The following is an 18,388-nucleotide window of genomic DNA, read 5'->3' as shown; positions in this document are numbered from 1 at the left end:
AGACGCTGTGTAAGACCAAATTAAACATGAGTTTAACGAGGCAACGGCGAATGAGACGGGAAGCCTACTGTGTACGCGAAGCGTCACTGTAGGTACTTCACCAACATATACAAGGCGTTGGGGTGTTGGGTTTCGTTCCTCAACCCAACCTACATTTGTAGCGATCATTCTTCAAATTGGTATAAGACAGAGGCTATTTTTAGACAGATAAATTCTTTGTAGGGGCACGGCATCCGCAATCTTTTGGCATATCAAATTATCTTACTGGTGCCGTGCCCCTACTACCCATCTGTCGCGTTCTTTTTTCAAAATGGTATAAGCTGACACGTATGAGCACTGCTGTGCCCTGAGAGCGTGGTATTTTTAGCTGAAAATTGTTAGGACTTACGCACCGAACACAAAAACCCTCACAAGGGTAGTCAAAAGTCAATAGTCAATAGTCAAAATTCAGGTTTTTGGACTATTGACTTTTGACCATTGACAAAAAGCATGAAAAATATCTGACACTGCGTAAGTCCTAATTGTAATAAGTCACCCTTATGGATACTATCAGGCTTTTGTTGTCAACTCCTATTGACCATTCGTAACAAAATCGTTAAATTTAGTTACATAAGGTAATAACCAGGAACAGCAAACCATGTATACAACAACTAACGAAGAAGGCATTCTCAACAACTACGCGACTGAACCAGAAATTTACTACGCGGCTTACCCTTCAGATGAACAGCAAAGTCGCTACGCTTTTCAAGGCGCAGTTGCAACCTTATTAGTTACAGCGTTGATATTGTTTGCTTGTGGTGTTAGCTAAAATTTTTCCTTCTTAATCGCTATCAAATCGTCATTGAAACTTCTCCCATCAGCCTCGGCTAGTCACCGGGGTTTTATTTATGGGGACAGTTCTCTCGCATAACCGAAATAACGCCCGCAGGCTGGAAGCCTGGGGCTATCGTTACAAAGCCTGCTCAAGCAGGCTGAATTTTTTTAGCCCACGCAGGTGGGTTTTGTTCAATTAGCCGCACCCTTGGAGGGTGACGGCGGGATTGTGGGATTAACTAACGCAATTGATTGATCATGCCATTCATGTCAACGCCTAATTTTTGTCCTAGCTTCAACAAGCGATCGCATTGTGAATTACCTCGCCCATGATTAATATTTGAGATACACAGGGGTAAGATTTGAGTTTGCAAGCAGTTGAAATACAGTTCTTGGGATCGATGCAAGGAGATGCCCAAGTTTAGCTGATATGCGGTATCAATTAACCGTTCTAGAACTTGGATATCTGCATCCCAGTTGCCGTTGGGATCGTGCAACAATTGCCAAAGTAGGCGCATAATCAACTGTTCTAATATCTGTTTGCCTTCGGGAATATCTAGCTGACAGCGCATGTGCTTGGCTTCGTTGGCGATCGCTTCTAATTCCACGATATAACTTAAGCTTAACTGCACATCGGTGATATCTTGCTCAAGCGATCGCAATGTTGTCATAGAACGATAACCTAAGGCAATCTCCGCCGCTACTTGCAATTCTCGCGGTACAGCTAATTCATCTCGGTGAAAGGCTGCAATAATGCCGTAATTATCCCGGTATGTTTGAGTATAAAGCTGGTCTAGTCTTGTCAGTGTTTCTTGACTCAACAACCGCATAATTCTGTGGCGTTCCTCAGCAAAGAGATTTTCTAAGCTAAAGGTTTCGTCACTAAATAACTGCGTCATCATCAAGATAGTTTTGGCTGCACTAGCTTGTTCTAAAGACACAAACAGCTTTTCTTTAATTTGGCTGTAGTCTCGTCTCCCAGCAAAAGGCTGAATGCAGCAGTGAAAATCCCAGCCGCCTAAATGGAGAACTGCAAACACTAAATCTTCACTTTCCCAAGTAATATCTGACACTAACCGCAAATGACCAACCGCCAAAGTTAGCGATCCCATACGTTGTAGCTGGTAATCTAACTCATTAGCGCTGTAGCAGTAAACATGTTTTTGGGATACATGGGGATGTTTGCCATGAGTATCTTGTGCAGTTAGGAAATTATAGCTTTCTGTCGGTCGATGATTGGCAAACAAAGAAGTAATCGCATAATGGGCGGCTACCTGCTTTAAACTAATTTGGGCAGTTAGCACTGATTGGCGATAAACTTCCGCACCATGTTTGAAATGATCGATATTACTAGGGGCTAAAGCTAAACGTTTAAGGAAGCCTTTTTCTAACTGCATCCCCGCCACATCCCCAGCTAATTCTAAAGCACGGGCGGCATAACGGAGAATTTGTGTCCCTTCTGGGCGAGAAAGTTCTTCAAAAAACCAGCCACAACTGGTAAACATTAACAAAGCATGACGCTGCATTTCTAATAGACGCAAAGCATCTACTTGTTCGGCGGCGGTGAGTTTGTGAGTTTGATGGTGATTGAGAAAACGAGTAACATTGGCAGCAGAGCGATCGCGAATTACTTGAATATATTCATCTCTAGCTAGCCAGGGATCGCGGAAAAATTGCTTTCCATACTCTTCATACACTTCAATTAACCGATCCCGCAGCCAATTTAAGGCATTTCGCAGGGGACGACGCCATTTTTGATGCCAAAGACTGCCTTCACCACCGCAACCACAATCATCTTGCCATCTATCGACACCGTGGGCACAACTCCAAGCGGTGATGGGCTTTAATTCTACTTCCCAAGCGGGACTGTTTAAACTTAGGTAATGTGCATAGTTAGTTACTGTCCAACCGTGCTGAGGAAACTCACCGATAAAAGCGTAGGCTAAGGTTTTCTCAGTTCCCTTTTTATGATGTCCAAAAGTTTCCCCATCGGTGGCGACAGAAATTAATTGCGCTGGACGATGATCCCCACGGACTGCAGAACCGATGCGTCCAGCAAAGTGACTAGAACTATAGACAACATCACTAAAACCCATATCCCGTGATATCGGGCCATCGTAGAAGAAAATATCAATATAAGGTAATCGAGCTAAGGATTCTGCATCATCTAAGGTAGCCTTGTCAGAGACTGCATTGAGAGGTGAGGATGCAATACTCAATGTCGGCTTTAAATAACAACGATAGGGACGGGTGGGATCAATCTGACTACCCCCAACCTCATGCCATTCTGGCTGGGGATCGTCTTTTGTTGGTAGCGGACGACAGCGTTGTGCTTGCGATGGTGCGAGAACAATAAAGCGAATTCCTTCCTCTACTAAAGCCTCTAAAGTGGCATAATCTACAGCCGCTTCTGCCAACCACATACCTTCGGGATCGCGCCCAAAGCGGGAGCGGAAGTCTTCTTTGCCCCAACGAATTTGCGTATACTTATCGCGTTCGTTAGCCAGAGGCATGATGATGTGATTGTATACTTGCGCGATCGCATTACCATGACCGTTCAAGCGCTGGGAACTTTTAGCATCAGCCTCCAAAATTCGCTGATAAACCTCCACATCGTAGCGTTCTAGCCACGACATCAACGTGGGGCCAATATTAAAGCTCAAATACTCGTAATTATTCACAATATCAATGACTTCGCCCCGGTCATTTAACACCCTGGCAAAGGCATTCGGACGATAGCATTCCCAGTGAATCCGCTCATTCCAATCGTGAAAAGGCGACGCGCTAGGTTGGCGTTCAATGGCGTCTAGATAAGGATTTTCACGCGGTGGCTGGTAAAAATGACCATGTACCGTGACATACACACCCGTCGCCGTTCTCAAGGGATCGCTTTGCGGGGTGTGTTTCGCATCGTATTGTGACGTAAATGTAGAGCCAGAGCTAGCTGGCAGTTCAGCAGCAGAAGTCATGTATCTGTTATCCAAAATCAAAAAAAACTTGCAATTACGACAAAAACGGGTCTATAAAACTTTCTTCACAGGCTTTAACCCAAAATCCGTACCGATAACAACTATGGTATACAGCCCTTCCAAGAAAGCGGTTTTAGTATAGCGGGAAATCTGCGTTATCGCACAGACCTTTCCCAAAAGCAATTAAATTATTATCCATCGAAAAACCCCTAATTGGGAATTTATTTGGTCGAGCCAATAAACTTAATTGTCTTTTAATATATTAAACCGCATTTTTACGATAAAATATCGACCTCTAGTTATAGTTTTGCTACAAAACATTGCAAAACCTACTTAAAACTCAATCTTATATTACATATCTGCCAGCAAAACCGAAACCGTAAAATCGCGGAATTGTCAATAGTCAATAGTCAATAGTCAATGGTCAATGGTCAATGGTCATTAGTCATTAGTCATTAGTCCTCCTTGTCCCCCTTGTCTTCCTTGTCCTCCTTGTCCTCCTTGTCTTCCTTGTCCCCCTGCCCCCTGCCCCATGCCCAATGCCCCATGCCCAATGCCCAATGCCCCATACTGTTGACTATTGACCCTTGACCATTGACCATTGACTAGTAAATCAGTGACTAAATGCCCTTAACTTAAAGCGATCGATGTCAGTTAAAAACCTTATCTTTCTCGTACTGTTATTGTTTATACCAGTTTCCTTGGCTGCTCATTATTTGGAATGGGGAGAACTGGTAGTATTCATCACAGCTGGATTGGCAATTCTCCCCTTAGCAGCTTGGATGGGTACAGCCACAGAAGAAATAGCTGTAGTTGTCGGCCCTTCTCTAGGGGGGTTGTTGAATGCAACTTTTGGGAATGCTACGGAACTAATTATTGCTCTGGTGGCGCTAAAGGCAGGATTTGTCAATGTAGTTAAAGCCAGTATTACCGGGTCGATTATTGGTAACTTACTACTAGTGATGGGTCTTTCTATGCTTTTAGGTGGACTGCGTCATAAAGAACAGACATTTCAGCCTATTGTCGCGCGGGTAAATGCTTCGGCTATGAATTTGGCGGTAATTGCCATATTATTACCCACAGCGATGCAAATTACCTCTACTGGTATTGGCGAACAAACTATCCAAAATTTCTCGGTAGCTGTGGCTATAGTATTAATTTTGGTCTATGCTCTCACCCTGCTATTTTCCATGAAAACCCACTCTTATTTATATGATGTGGGTATGGTAGAGGTAGAAGAAGAAGAAATTAACCATAAAAAGCCAAATCTTTGGTTATGGAGTGGTGTATTGCTCGTATGTACGCTCTTTGTTGCCTTAGAGTCAGAAATGCTCGTTGATTCTTTAGAAGTAGCGACATCGCAGTTAGGTTTAACAGCACTATTTACTGGGGTAATTATTGTCCCCATTGTGGGTAATGCTGCGGAACATGCTACCGCCGTAACTGTAGCGATGAAAGATAAAATGGATCTTTCTCTTTCCGTCGCTGTAGGATCGAGTATGCAAATAGCTTTATTTGTTGCTCCCGTATTAGTGATAGCTGGCTGGGTGCTAGGTCAACCAATGGATTTAAATTTTCAACCTTTTGAATTAGTCGCGGTGGCAGTATCGGTGCTAATTGCCAATAGTATCAGTTCTGATGGTAAATCTAATTGGCTGGAAGGAACTCTATTATTAGCCGCTTATACAGTTTTAGGTATAGCCTTCTACTTCCATCCTATCATTGAGGGTATTGGTTAGTTACCAACAAACTTCAATTTTAGAAGCGATCGCCTACACTTTGATCCAGAGCGATCGTTTTTTATTGGTCATTAGAGACGCGATTCATCGCGTCTGTACAATTGTCCTCCTTGTCCCCTTTGTCCCCCTAATTATGGACACAAATCAAGCACAACCTTTAAATACACAGGCTACATCTAACGTTGGTTTGCCAAACCTACGTTTTGGTGATGCAGGTGATGCTGTCAGAGTTTTGCAACGGCTGTTAATAAATAACCGCTATGCGATTAAAGTTGACGGTGCTTTTGGTGCGTTAACTGAAACTGCGGTTAAAGCTTTTCAAAGCCAGCGAAATTTAAAGGCAGATGGTATAGTCGGTCAAAAAACTTGGCGCGAGTTAGCTAATTAGCATCAGTCGAACTCAGCAGAGAAATTAACCCTCAAGTAACTGTATGCTAATTAACATCAAATTATATAATCTCCAATCCAACTAATAAGGCATCAAGTAAAAATAAGTAGTGCGAGCATCTTGCTCGCGCGGGCAAGATGCCCGCACTACAAATATTAAATCGCAATTTTTAACCAATAAAAAATTTAATCAGAATTTAAAAAAATAATGTAACAGATTGTAGGGTTATGGCAGTGCCATGACCTCTAGAATATAAGGATGTGTCGCCAACATTATTTGATTTGGTATAACCAGTGTCAATCCAGATTCAATCTGACATTTATTAATTATGAATTGCTATTATTCTCCGAATCTTTTTTATTTTCGTCTATACTTTATTCCGGAATAATAGCAGCTATTGATGTCAAAAGGAATATTGGTGTTAGTAGAACGAACTATATGAGTGAAATTGGCCTGCTAATGACGGGCTTGGTAACAACAGGACAAGTATATTTACTGGATATACCAGAGCAGCAAACGCTTCATGAAGAAAACGAGATACAGAACTTTATCCAGAGTCAGTCACCTCAGGTAGTTTCCACTGCGCAAATTACACCACCAGAATTTATCGAGACAAATGGTAATTCTCTAAGTCAGCCATTATCTCCTCAAGTACAGCAAGAACATTTATTGAAAGAACTTGACAGAAATCTTATACGCTATCCTCGCTCTGTTATTGCAGATAGTTTAATCGTCAAAGCCAGAGTCAAAAATTATAATAGTCAAACCTTGCCAATTTTACGTTTTGGTAGTTCAGGTATTTCTGTAAGAGTCTTGCAAAAGCTACTAATTGCTAATGGCTATGGAATGCGCATTGATGGGATATTTGGCCCTTTGACAGAAGCAGCTGTAAAAGCATTTCAAAATCGGCGAAGTTTATTAGTAGATGGAATTGTTGGTCAAAGAACTTGGCGAGAGTTGACATTATAGTCAATGGTCAATGGTCAATAGTCAATAGTCATTTGTTATTGGTAAATATTATCAGGATATTGATGTTTGTAAAATAGCTAGTAAGTTAAGCTAATATTTCTGTCTTTAGAGGATGTTTTAAAAGTCCTGTCGTTGGTAGCAAAAAGTTTTAGATCCCCCTAAATCCACGCCACTTGCTTCAAGTCGGGAAACCCGCCCAACGCAGTGGCTCCCCTTAAAAAGGGGGACTTTGATTGTATTTCCCCCCTTTTTTAAGGGGGGTAGGGGGGATCAATAAGTGAAAAGGTACAGCCAAAAACTTTTCAAACAACCTCTTATGTTGGGTTTCACTTTGTTCAACCCAACCTACAATTTATCTACTAATTTATCTACATTTTTTTTGAACTAAATAAGAAAAAGTAGGAAGAAAAATTTCCCCCTACTATCAATTACCATTGACTATTGACTATTAACTATTGACCAACTACCGATACTTATGCTGCTCTAATAGTTGTTGCGCTCTTGGCTTATAAATTAAATAGAATAAAGTCTCGATGTAGCGCAGCAAGTCTTCGCGGTTTTCGTGAGAGGTAAAGTTCCAAAAGCCATAAATTCGGGCTAGAGATAGCAACTTGTTTGTGTGAATTCGCCAAGTATAGGTACTGTAAACTCGCTCAATACTTTGGTGAGAAATTTGGTGCCAATAATCAGGATTATGTTCGCACTTGCTGACAAATTCTAAAATTTTGGCGGCGGTTTCTTCTAATTGGGTGGGATTGATATAAAATCCATTTACCTTGTCTTGAATAATTTCTAAGGGGCCGCCAAATTGTGTGGCGAAAGTTGGTATCCCGGAAATCATGGCTTCAAGAATTGTCAAACCAAAAGCTTCAAATAAAGCTGGTTGGACAAATATACCTTGACGATCGGCGATGACGCGGTAAATTTCTCCTGAGTCGGTTTTCGATAAACGCACGCCTAACCAGCGAATTTTACCGTGAAGATTGTATTGGTCAATTATTTGGTAAAGTTTGATAATTTCGTCTTTTTCTTCGTTATCTCCTGATTCTTCAACGCGCAATTTACCTGCTACTAAAATTAAGTTACAATGCTCTTGTAATTCGGGACTTTTACCGAAGCATTCTGCTAAACCAGTGAGGTTTTTAATTCTATCGAGACGCGCCATTGAAAAGATGGGGCGTTTGTCGGGATTGTCGAGTTTACCAAATATTTGACTGGGATCGTCTAGGGTAAAAAGCATGTCTTGAATTCGCAAGCGATCGCTCTCTACTCGGTCTTGATTTTTGGTATAGGGAAAATAGTAATTTTCGTTGACTCCTGGGGGCACAACATTAAACTTAGGACTGAATAATTCAATGCCATTTACTACATGATATAAATCTGGCATGGTAAAGCATTTATATGATTCATATTGTCCTACACTATCGGGCGTTCCGACAATTTCTTGATAAGTACTGCTAATCACAAAGTTAGCAGCATTCATGGCAATTAAATCAGCAGTAAATTGCAAGGAAAAATGATATTTTTCTTCTAAATCGTTCCAGTACAAGTTACTGAATAAATATTTGGATTTTTCTAAGGCGTGAGCAATATTACATTGGGTAACTTTCATCTTGCGCGCGAGGAGAAATGCGACTAAATTACCATCAGAATAGTTACCAACAATTAAATCTGGTCTTCCTTGAAATTCTGCTCTGAGTTCTTTTTCTGCATCGATGGCGTAGGTTTCTAAATAAGGCCAAAACTCAAACCGGGAAATCCAATTTTGGGTCATATTCGGATTAAATTCTCGCAACGGTACGCGCAATATCCAAGCGTTTTCTGTACCGTGAACTTTTTCTAAACGCTGGTTACAAAGAGTACCATCGCTGTTAGGAATTAATCTGGTTAAAATAATCACCTTTGGCTGGACATTTAAGCCTTCTAAACCAGCGAGGGTGACATCTTCTTGGAGTTGCTTTTCTAAGGATTTGGCTTGATCGAGGACATAAACTACTTGTCCCCCAGTATCGGGACGCCCTAATACTCCTTCTTGTCCAAACCAACCGTGGGGAGATACCAGGACGATTTTAAAAATCATCGGTATGCGAGAAATAAAGGCTTCTAAAGCTTGGGGATCGGGAGAATCGATTAATTCATCGAGAATGTTTAAGGTTTCTAGGGTGCGCTGGGCTGTATTTCCCCAACCCGGCTCAAAACCCATTGTTTGCAAGGTGAAGCGGAAATTTTCATAGGGTTCATCAGCAGGCCGATCGCTCACAAAGCTGATAGCGTTTTTTACTTGCTCGGAAAGTTGTTGCTGTGATGTAATGCGATCGTTGATCAGTAATTGTATGCCATTATATTGATGCAAGCGCAAAAAATTAAATAAACTTTCTAACCATTGTTTTGCGTCTTGTAATAATTTGCTGGAGAGATAGCGGTTGAGGAAGTTTACACCTTTACCAATATTTTTGGGATCGCGAATAACTGGAGAATAATCATAAAATGGCCCAAAGTCTAGTTCTAGCAAGTCACCTTCATTGGGATGATATCTGTTGACTATGCGATCGCGCATATCTAACAATTCCTGCACAGTCATTTTCTCAACTTTTAAGTCTTCTGTCAGCCGATAAATTTCTTGGCTAGCTATTTTCGGGCGAATAATAAAGCAGAGATTTGAATCTTCTTGAATGATTTCTTGCGTATAGTAAATTAATTTTGCTAAATGTGAAGAATGGCGATATTCTTCAGACTTATCATATTTTGTGCAATATTCACTATATGAATTAATAATATCATTACGTAATAGATATTTATTTTCTTGATGGCGCAGTTCGCTGATAAAGGAACGCAAATCACTTTTTTCTTCACTATTGAGAACTGTTTGGATTAATTCAGACATAGTATCTCCTGAAAACTTGCGTTACTTTACTTAAAATATCTATTGTCTAATTGATTGCACTCTAACTAAAGGCAGAGAATTTTATGTACTTTTTATAGGTGCGAGCGCTGAAAGTCTTGCTGTGTAAATATTTGAACGACTAGATTTTTGTGATATTAAATTAATTTAAAATGTAGTGCATATTTCACAGTCAAGATAAATAAACTGGCAAGCTTATTAATAAAAATATTGTTTTTTAATAAAAATAATTTGACTGATAAATCTGATGAAAATAAACTTTTGCCAGAAAAATATAGTTATTTTTTTATCATTCGATTTTGAAAGTTAATTAGTCAGGAATTCAGGCAAATACTAATATGAAGAATTAACCCCAAATAAAATAGTAATGCCATAATGAAAGATTACTTTATCTTGATCCTGTGATTGTAAACTGCAATGCTAACCAGAAGACAATTCAAAAAGTTATTTTTTTTGAGCCTTTTGTTTTCTGGTGTCAAAAGTTGTACTCATAGCAAAAAAACTGATGAGAGAGTTAATTCCGCGACTAGTCAAGAACTATTTATTTTATGGGAGCGCGGCTACCTAAGCGAAGAAAATCAAGGCATTATGCAGATAGTTGCCGGATGGCAGCGTTATACTGGTCAAAAAGTCAATTTAAAGTTAGTTTCCGATGATTTTATTGAACAAACATTATGGGAAACTTTGACAAATCCCAATAACGGCAAAGAACCTGACATTGTATTTTCCATTACCTTTAATAAAATTATTGCTCCTTTATTGGCATGGGAAGATAAACTGCTGGATTTATCTGAGGTAATTGAGCCGATCGCGTCAAATTTTCAAGCTGATGTATTAACTCAAGTACTGTATCAAAATCGAGTCCAAGGCGATCGCAGTTATTATGCCTTACCCATTGGGCAATCGGATGCTTACATTCATTATTGGCAAGACTCTCTAGCTGAAATTGGCTATGAGGAGAGCGATATTCCCCAAGAATGGCATGAATTTTGGCAATTTTGGCAAACAGCACAAACCAAATTGCGATCGCGTCAATACCCTAACATTTATGGCTTGGGTTTGTGTATGTCTGCAAGCGGTTTCGACACCGCAGCCGCTTTTCAACTGTTTTTAGATGCGCATAATGTAGCGATCGCTAATCATCAAGATGGTTTAGTTATAGTTGAAACTCAAAACCGAGAGCGGTTTACCGAAGCGATCGCTGAATTTACAAACCTTTACCGCCAAGGCTACATCCCAGCAAATGCTTTAGATTGGTCAGGTTCAGGCAATAATATCGCATTTCTCAATCGTCAAGTCCTGATGACTGTCAACATGACTTTATCTATTCCCAGAACCCAAAAATTAGAGAATAACCAATATAATCAAAGTGCTAGGCAGCGTTATCAAGATATTGGCACATTAATAACTTACCCCAAAACAATGAACGGTACCACTTTGCAAGTACCTAGAGTACTTAATCAAATTTTGGCGATTAAACAAGAGCGTAAGTCACAAAACACCATAGACTTTCTGCGATATCTGCTGCAACCTGATAATCTCCAGCGCCTCATTCAAGGATTTAATGGGCGAATTTTACCAACTATGACTCAATTGTTAAAAGATCCCATGTGGCAAGAACCAGCCGATCCTCATTCAGCCGCAGCTTTGGCGATTTACAATCAGTCTCGCCTACCTGAATATGACAAACTCCACCCCGTTTGGAGCCAAATTTACACACAACAACTTTGGTCTCAAATTATACATCGTGTTATTCTCACCAATGCTTCGCCTAAGCAAGCTGCTGATTGGGGAATTGAACAAATCGCCAATTTTTGGCAAAAATATGAGAAAAAACCATGATTTCTTGGAATCGCCATAGTTTATTGTCTCAGTTGGTCTATCGATTTTCGATTATTTCTTGGGTGGCAATTGGGGTAGCTGCTGCGAGCGCTTGCTGGTATTCTCGTCAAAATTTACAGACAGAAGTTGTCAGGCGTTTAAACAATTCCCTAGATTTTAAATCCCAAGAACTAGACTACTGGATTAACTTTCAATTGCGCGATGTACTCCAACTTGCCCAACAAACTGATATTGTTGAGGGTGTACCCAAACTAATCTCCGAACAAAATTCTCCCAGTCGTCAAGCAGCGTACAATAATCTCAAACAATATTTACATCAAACCGCAAAGATTAAAACTAATCTGAGCAATGTTTGTATTACTAGAAATAGCGGTTTTGTGGCTTTTTGTTCTCTCTCTCCTGGCAAAGAAAATAAGTATTCACCTAGTGGTTATCCTGTTACTTTTCTGACTCAAGAAAATCTCAATTCAATTACACCTAATTTTTATTTGAACTCAGAACGCAAACCAGTAATTACAGTAGCCACTCCTTTAAAAGATCGTTCCGGGATACAGATGGGAGTCTTAGCGGTGGATCTGAATATTACTGAATTGCGCCAGCTATTGTTAGCCAGTACCTTAAAAACGGAAACTCAAGCTTTTTACTTGGTAGGAGAATCTAATTTAAAAGCCGTTGCTTTCTTAAATACAAGAACAGATAAATCTCCGAATGCAGCAGATTCGGTTGTGGATGTACCAATGAAAAGCGCAGCCATCGATCGCGCGATCGCTCAAGAAAATGGTATGGCTTTATACCGCAATCAATATGGCTCGCCTGTAATTGGCGTGTATCGTTGGTTACCCAAATATAACTTGGGATTAATTGCCGAAATGACTCAAGCCGAAGCCTTTGCGCCTGCTGATAGTTTAGTCTTGAGCTTATTGCTGTGTGGCTGTTTAGCATCTGCGCTGTTAATGTTAGCGATTTACTTGCTATCGCGACAGATTACCCAACCGATTCTCAACATTAGCCAAGCTGCTGAACGTTTAACCCAGGGAGATTTAAATCAGTATGTACCTGTAACTGGGAACAATGAAGTCAGTATTCTCGCCCAGACTTTTAACACAATGGCCGAGCAATTAAAGTTAGATCGAGAACATTTAGAACAACGGGTAGAAGAACGCACCTTTGAACTAGCTGTAGCTAAAGGACAAGCGGAATTTGCGAACCAAGCCAAGAGTGAATTTCTCGCTAACATGAGTCATGAATTGCGCACTCCCCTGAATGTGATTTTGGGTAATTGCGAGTTATTGCTCGAAGGAATTTATGGAGCAGTGAACGAGCTACAAAAACAGTCAATTTTGACTGTAGAAAATAGCGGACAACATCTTTTAGCTTTAATTAACGATATTTTAGATGTTTCTAAAATTGAAGCCGGTCATTTAGAATTGAGAATTTCCCCAGTTGCGATCGCTTATTTGTGTGAATCAAGTTTGGCATTTGTCACACAACAGGCGCGAAACAAAGAAATTACCATAAAAACCCATATAGAAGCAGATTGCGGCGAATATATTAGCTTAGACGAACTGCGGATGCGTCAATTGCTGATTAATTTACTCACCAACGCCATCAAATTTACCCCCAATGGTGGAAGAGTCAACTTAAATGTTTACCGACAACAACAAACAGAAGAAGATTGGCTGTGTTTCGCCGTCAGCGATACGGGAATTGGGATACCCGAATCTTATCAAGATAAACTGTTTCAACCATTCGTCCAGGTAGACAGCAAACTCAACCGTCAATATGAGGGAACTGGTTTAGGATTAACCTTAGTCAGACAAATTGCTGAACTACATGGAGGTTCAGTCAGTTTAGTCAGCGAACTGGGAAAGGGTAGTTGTTTTACCATTCAGTTACCTGCTAGCTGTTGTCAAACAGAGATATCTTTACCTAATTCCCCGACTGCACCAGAAAATTTAGCACCCAGGGACACAGATACCCTAGTAACCGGGAAAAAAGCGCCTTTAGTGTTATTAGCAGAAGATAACGAAGACAATATCGGCACTATTTCCCAATATCTCATAGCTAGAGGCTTTCGGTTGCTGGTGGCTCAAAACGGAGAAGAAGCGATCGCAATTGCCCAAAACCAACATCCCGATATTATTCTCATGGACATTCAAATGCCAGGATTAGACGGCATACAAGCGATCGCCCGCATCCGCCAAGATAGCCAAATCGCCCATATCCCCATTATTGCCCTCACCGCTTTAGCCATGTCAGGCGATCGCGATCGTTGTCTTGCTGCTGGCGCTAACCATTATCTAGCCAAACCAGTCAAACTTAAACAACTGGAAACTACTATAAAGCAATTGGTTGACTGTTGACTGCGACGCACTGAGCTTGTCGAAGTGTTGACTGTTGACTGTTAAGCAATGCCCCATGCCCACTTGCCCTGAGCGAAGTCGAAGGGATGCCCAATGCCCTACACCCATGTTAGTATTGCTGAAAACAGTCTGTATCTCACTCATGGGCGAGAATGTTTAAGTCTATTTTTTTAGAGGGCGAACGATGGGACTCGAACCCACGAATGGTGGTACCACAAACCACTGCCTTAACCACTTGGCTACGCTCGCCATTAACTACCTGAGTATAACACGTCTCTGCTAATTTGATCAAGAGAATGTTTTTTTCTTGGAACGGACTCAGTTAATTTGTAGTCTGATGACCAAAACAAATCATAGCTGAAAAACATGAAACCATTAAATATTATTGCATATCTAGGAGTAGCAGGTCTAGCTGTTATGGGCTTGATTATGGCTAAGACCAATCCCTCTGGGGCTGCATATCAAGACTATGCTGTACAACGCTTGAGCTTATATCTCAAAACCGATGTTTGCCAGAAAACTCAGAACTTTTTGGAAACTTTAGTCAAGTTTAATTGCGAAAAAACTGTAGATTCGATCCAACCACAAATGCGAGATATTATTGCCGCTACGACGCAAAGACAAGATTATCTACTGTTTAGTATTTATCAAACAGACTTAAAAGTGAGTTCTCTGATACCTTCTTATAAGTTTGAGACTGTGGGAGCTTTTAATAACTTTTATACCTACTCAGCACAACAGCGATGATCGGTAATGAGTTGGGAATACTTTTAAGTAGACCCAAGGAAACTCTACCTTGTAATGAAACTCTGTCCTAATATTGACTGTCTATATCCGCACAATGTTGACACAGCCAAATTTTGTATTAGGTGTGGTAGACAACTGCTGCTCAAAGACCGCTATCATTTACTACATCTAATTGGACGCGGTGGTTTTGGCGTAACTTTTTTAGCTGTGGATGAGCAAGATCCTAGTAAATCCCGTTGTGTAATTAAACAATTTTGCTGTGAAAGTGCTACGGGGAAAAGCTTTGAGAAGGCGGTGGAATTATTTCGTCAAGAAGCAGTCCGCTTGAGAGAGTTGCAGCATCCCCAAATTCCCCAACTGCTAGAATACTTTGAATTAGACACCGATTTATATTTGGTGGAAGAATGGATTCCGGGACAGACTTTAGCACAGGAATTAGAAACCCAAGGACTTTTTAGCGAAGCGCAAATTTGGGAAATTCTGCAACAGTTGTTACCAGTGCTGCAATTTATTCATGTGCGCCAAGTCATCCACCGGGATATTAAGCCAGCAAATATCATGCGCCGAACTGCTGTTGCGGGAACTGGGAAGGATTTGGTGTTGATTGATTTTGGCGTGGCGAAACAAATTACAGCTACCGCTTTGCTGTATACGGGGACAACGGTGGGAAGTCCCGGATATATGGCTCCGGAGCAAATGCGGGGGAAAGCGCTTCCAGCTAGCGATATTTACGGTTTAGGGGTAAGTTGTATTTATTTGTTAACGGGGATTTCTCCCTTTGATTTATAAAAACACTCGTTGAAAACCCTTGAGGAACAGTCGCACAGCGACGTATTCCATACTTCAGGCAAGGGATGAAAACGGTTAGAGGTGTTTACGCCTCAGCCACGTTTTGGTAAAATAGTACAAACAGGAATGGTAATCAACCTGTATAAAAACCTAACTGCCTAACGGCAATCTGTACCTTGACAATTGAAGACATGGAGTTCTATTCCATAGTTCTAGTTCCTGCCCAGGAATAGGTAAAATCTTCATGGGGGCTAGACGACACAGAATTAACTCAAACAAATTCTTTGGAGTAATCCAACTACCGAGGGGCACTCGGAAAGTTAACGCTTGAGGAGAGAACCACCTCTAGCTTAGATACCGCAAGGGGTCTAATCTAAGTGGACTCGTTGAATCAAGAATCTCCTCGCCTTTAGGCAGGAGAGTGTCAAATTTTAAATAAAGATGCGGTAAGCGATGTCTGGCGACAAGATGCTTCGCATCTACGCCTCGCCGCAATTCTCGATAAACTTCTGCAAAATTCCCTTCCTCAACGCTACAAATCGGCGGCGGAAGCTTTAGTCGCACTCAACTGCGCCATTAAACTTGAGTCTTCCCAAGGTGGGAAGCCAAAGTCAGGTGATAATTTAAAATCTCAAGCTGGCGTTGATTATCATCACCTGAGAGATTTGCTAGCTTTACGACAATGGCAAGCAGCAGATAAACAAACTTGGGCGCTGATGTGTCAAGCTATTAAAAAGCCGATACATAGCTATCTATTTACTGGCGATATTGAAAATTTACCTTGTGAAGATTTACAAATAATTGACTAATTGTGGAAAAAATATAGTAAGGGAAGGTTTGGTTTTAGCGTCCAGAAGCAAATTTACGACAGCGTAGACGGCGATTATGCTAAGTTTTGCGCGACAATTGGCTGGAGTTTAGCCCTTTCTCCTTCTTCTGTGCAGCAATTATCGTTTCGCTTGTCAGCACCGCCAGGACATTTACCCTCTCATATTTGGGCTGCGGGGACTCAAATATGGCGACATTTGAATGCGTTAAATGCAAAATTGGCGAACTGTTAATTAAATGAAACTTAGTAATAGATTGAGTCGCAAAGGGCGGGGAAACCCCGCCCCTACGGGGATGGTGTAATTGCAAGGTGGATTAGGGAAACCCACCTGTGTTAACTTAAGGCGAAACTCAGTTACCGCAAGGAACTGAAGTTCCTTGCTAATAGCCAAAGTCATCGTCAGATTCCTAAATATCCTCAAAATCTTGAGTCTACTTCAGTAGACTTGGACTATTAGCCTTGAGCGAAGTCGAAAGGCGGGCAACAAAGCTAAGAAAAAGGCTATTTTGAACTTAAGTTAACACCTATGGGGGAAATCCCGCCCCTACGGGGATGGTGTAATTGGAGGGCGGATTGGTTGAAAATGCGATCGCCTACTTAACTGAATCGCGCCCTCGTCCCCCACTGAATTCTGTACTCAGAATCAATGGCGGGATATAAGGCGGGCTGCGACAATTGCATCTTTGATCATCATCAACCGCTCTTTGGTAAGAGAGAAGATGCATGAGGAGTAGCCAAATATTTTTCGGTTTTGCTTTACTAGTAAGTGTATATAGTAGTAAAATATAAAAATCAAGGAGGTGATATTGAGTGCTACATAAAGCTGTTCAAGTTCGTTTATACCCATCAAAAGAGCAAGAAACACTATTGGCGCAGGCATTTGGATGTTCTCGCTGGTGGTGGAATTACGCTCTAAATAAATCAATTGAGACTTACAAACAGACGGGTAAGGGACTGGGACAGTCGGCACTCAATGCGCTTTTACCCAAGCTTAAAAAAGCAGAGGATACCAACTGGCTGGCTGATTGTTATAGTCAAGTTTTGCAGGCTACAACTCTCAACCTGACCACTGCGTATAAGAACTTTTTTGATAAGCGTGCGGGGTTTCCTAGATTCAAATCTAAGCACGGCAAGCAGTCGATTCAATACCCACAAAACGTCAAAATTGTGGATGGTAATGTCAAACTTCCCGGTAACATCGGGATAGTTAGAGCCAAAATCCACAGACCAATTGAGGGGAAAATTAAAACCTTAACCGTCAGCAAGTCCCCGTCAGGAAAGTATTTTGCATCTATCCTGACTGAATTGGAGGGAGATGCTCCAACGGTTGCAGAAGGCAAGATTTATGGTGTTGATTTAGGTTTGAAGCATTTTGCTGTTGTCACTGATGGCGAAAAGATTTCTAAATACGACAACCCAAGACATATTGCCAAGCATGAGCGTAATTTGAAGCGTAAGCAGAAAAAATTAGCGCGTAAACAAAAGGGGAGTAATTCAAGGAATAGATATCGTAAAGTTGTCGCTAAAGTGTACGAACGGGTTAGTAACTCAAGGCAAGATTTTTTACATAAACTTAGTTACAAGTTGGTCAGCGATAGCCAAGCTGTCATAGTAGAGAATCTTCATGTCAAGGGCATGGTTCTTAATCACAAGTTAGCAAAAGCAATATCTGATGCTGGATGGGGAACGTTTACCAACTTCTTAGCCTACAAACTAGAACGCAAAGGTGCGAAGTTGGTAGAAATTGACAGATGGTTCCCAAGTTCCAAGCTCTGCTCTAATTGTTTCTATCAGGTTAGCGAGATGTCACTGGATGTGAGGGAATGGACTTGTCCTCACTGTGGCGCACATCATGACCGCGATGGAAACGCTGCGATAAACATTAGAGCAGAGGGTGTCAGAATGCTAAAGGCGGAAGGTTCAGCCGTCTCTGCTGTAGGAGGGGAGGTAAGACCAAAGATGGGGCGAAAGTCTCATCTGCGGCACTCCCCCGTGAGTACAGAAGCCCACACTGTACCGTCAGGTCAGTGTGGGTAGT

General features: G+C 41.2%; 10 protein-coding genes, 1 tRNA gene and 2 pseudogenes. 10 read left to right on the top strand and 3 right to left on the bottom strand.

What is annotated here, in order from left to right; translation table 11 throughout:
- Window positions 1-637: 637 nt before the first annotated feature.
- The gene (psb34, locus tag AACW45_RS10095; RefSeq protein ID WP_190542618.1) at window positions 638-808 is read left to right on the top strand and encodes a photosystem II assembly protein Psb34; all 171 of its coding nucleotides are present in this window, start codon (window positions 638-640) and stop codon (window positions 806-808) included.
- A 244-nt stretch (window positions 809-1,052) separates the two neighbouring features.
- On the opposite strand, the gene AACW45_RS10090 is transcribed toward psb34, so the two are convergent.
- Entirely contained in the window at window positions 1,053-3,782 is a 2,730-nt protein-coding gene (locus AACW45_RS10090; protein WP_190632848.1) for a DUF3536 domain-containing protein, read from the bottom strand.
- Between the two features lie 647 nt (window positions 3,783-4,429).
- On the opposite strand from AACW45_RS10090, the gene cax reads away from it, so the two are divergent.
- The 3 genes from cax (at window position 4,430) to AACW45_RS10075 (ending at window position 6,878) form a co-directional block, all read left to right on the top strand.
- Window positions 4,430-5,521, top strand: a complete 1,092-nt coding sequence (gene cax / locus AACW45_RS10085) for a calcium/proton exchanger (protein ID WP_190632847.1) — start codon at window positions 4,430-4,432, stop codon at window positions 5,519-5,521.
- On the top strand, window positions 5,514-5,909 hold the full coding sequence (locus tag AACW45_RS10080) for a peptidoglycan-binding domain-containing protein (RefSeq protein WP_242045497.1): 396 nt from the start codon (window positions 5,514-5,516) through the stop codon (window positions 5,907-5,909). The genes cax and AACW45_RS10080 overlap by 8 nt, the downstream gene beginning before the upstream one ends.
- Before the next feature lie 438 nt (window positions 5,910-6,347).
- Window positions 6,348-6,878, top strand: coding sequence for a peptidoglycan-binding domain-containing protein (locus tag AACW45_RS10075; protein ID WP_190632846.1), 531 nt, complete (start codon window positions 6,348-6,350; stop codon window positions 6,876-6,878).
- 463 nt (window positions 6,879-7,341) lie between these two features.
- Here the strand turns inward: AACW45_RS10075 and AACW45_RS10070 are convergent, their stop codons facing one another.
- On the bottom strand, window positions 7,342-9,762 hold the full coding sequence (locus tag AACW45_RS10070) for a sucrose synthase (RefSeq protein WP_190632845.1): 2,421 nt from the start codon (window positions 9,760-9,762) through the stop codon (window positions 7,342-7,344).
- Window positions 9,763-10,233: 471 nt separating this feature from the next.
- Here AACW45_RS10070 and AACW45_RS10065 point away from each other — a divergent pair, with 471 nt between their 5' ends.
- The gene (locus tag AACW45_RS10065; RefSeq protein ID WP_339381962.1) at window positions 10,234-11,622 is read left to right on the top strand and encodes an ABC transporter substrate-binding protein; all 1,389 of its coding nucleotides are present in this window, start codon (window positions 10,234-10,236) and stop codon (window positions 11,620-11,622) included.
- A complete protein-coding gene (locus AACW45_RS10060) occupies window positions 11,619-13,985 on the top strand; it encodes a hybrid sensor histidine kinase/response regulator (protein ID WP_190632843.1) in 2,367 nt (788 codons plus the stop codon). The genes AACW45_RS10065 and AACW45_RS10060 overlap by 4 nt, the downstream gene beginning before the upstream one ends.
- A gap of 176 nt (window positions 13,986-14,161) precedes the next feature.
- Here the strand turns inward: AACW45_RS10060 and AACW45_RS10055 are convergent.
- Window positions 14,162-14,234, bottom strand: a tRNA-His gene (locus tag AACW45_RS10055).
- A 117-nt stretch (window positions 14,235-14,351) separates the two neighbouring features.
- Between AACW45_RS10055 and AACW45_RS10050 the strand changes: the two genes are divergently transcribed.
- The 4 genes and pseudogenes from AACW45_RS10050 (at window position 14,352) to AACW45_RS10035 (ending at window position 18,387) form a co-directional block, all read left to right on the top strand.
- Window positions 14,352-14,732 carry a DUF4359 domain-containing protein gene (locus tag AACW45_RS10050; RefSeq protein ID WP_190632842.1) on the top strand — a complete coding sequence of 127 codons (381 nt, stop codon included), beginning with the start codon at window positions 14,352-14,354 and terminating at the stop codon, window positions 14,730-14,732.
- A 54-nt stretch (window positions 14,733-14,786) separates the two neighbouring features.
- A pseudogene (locus AACW45_RS10045) lies at window positions 14,787-15,518 on the top strand (protein kinase domain-containing protein); the annotation flags it as partial.
- Window positions 15,519-15,949: 431 nt separating this feature from the next.
- Window positions 15,950-16,582, top strand: a pseudogene (locus AACW45_RS10040) (GUN4 domain-containing protein).
- A 578-nt stretch (window positions 16,583-17,160) separates the two neighbouring features.
- Window positions 17,161-18,387 (top strand): RNA-guided endonuclease InsQ/TnpB family protein, encoded by a 1,227-nt coding sequence (locus AACW45_RS10035; RefSeq protein ID WP_190632840.1) that lies wholly within the window; start codon window positions 17,161-17,163, stop codon window positions 18,385-18,387.
- The last annotated feature ends 1 nt before the right edge of the window (window position 18,388 follow it).

This window comes from Calothrix sp. FACHB-168 (genome assembly GCF_963889195.1).
GTDB classification, from domain to species: Bacteria; Cyanobacteriota; Cyanobacteriia; order Cyanobacteriales; family Nostocaceae; genus Aulosira; species Aulosira anomala_A.
Note: the sequence above shows the minus strand (reverse complement) of the source record. Positions and strands in the feature narration are given on the sequence as shown.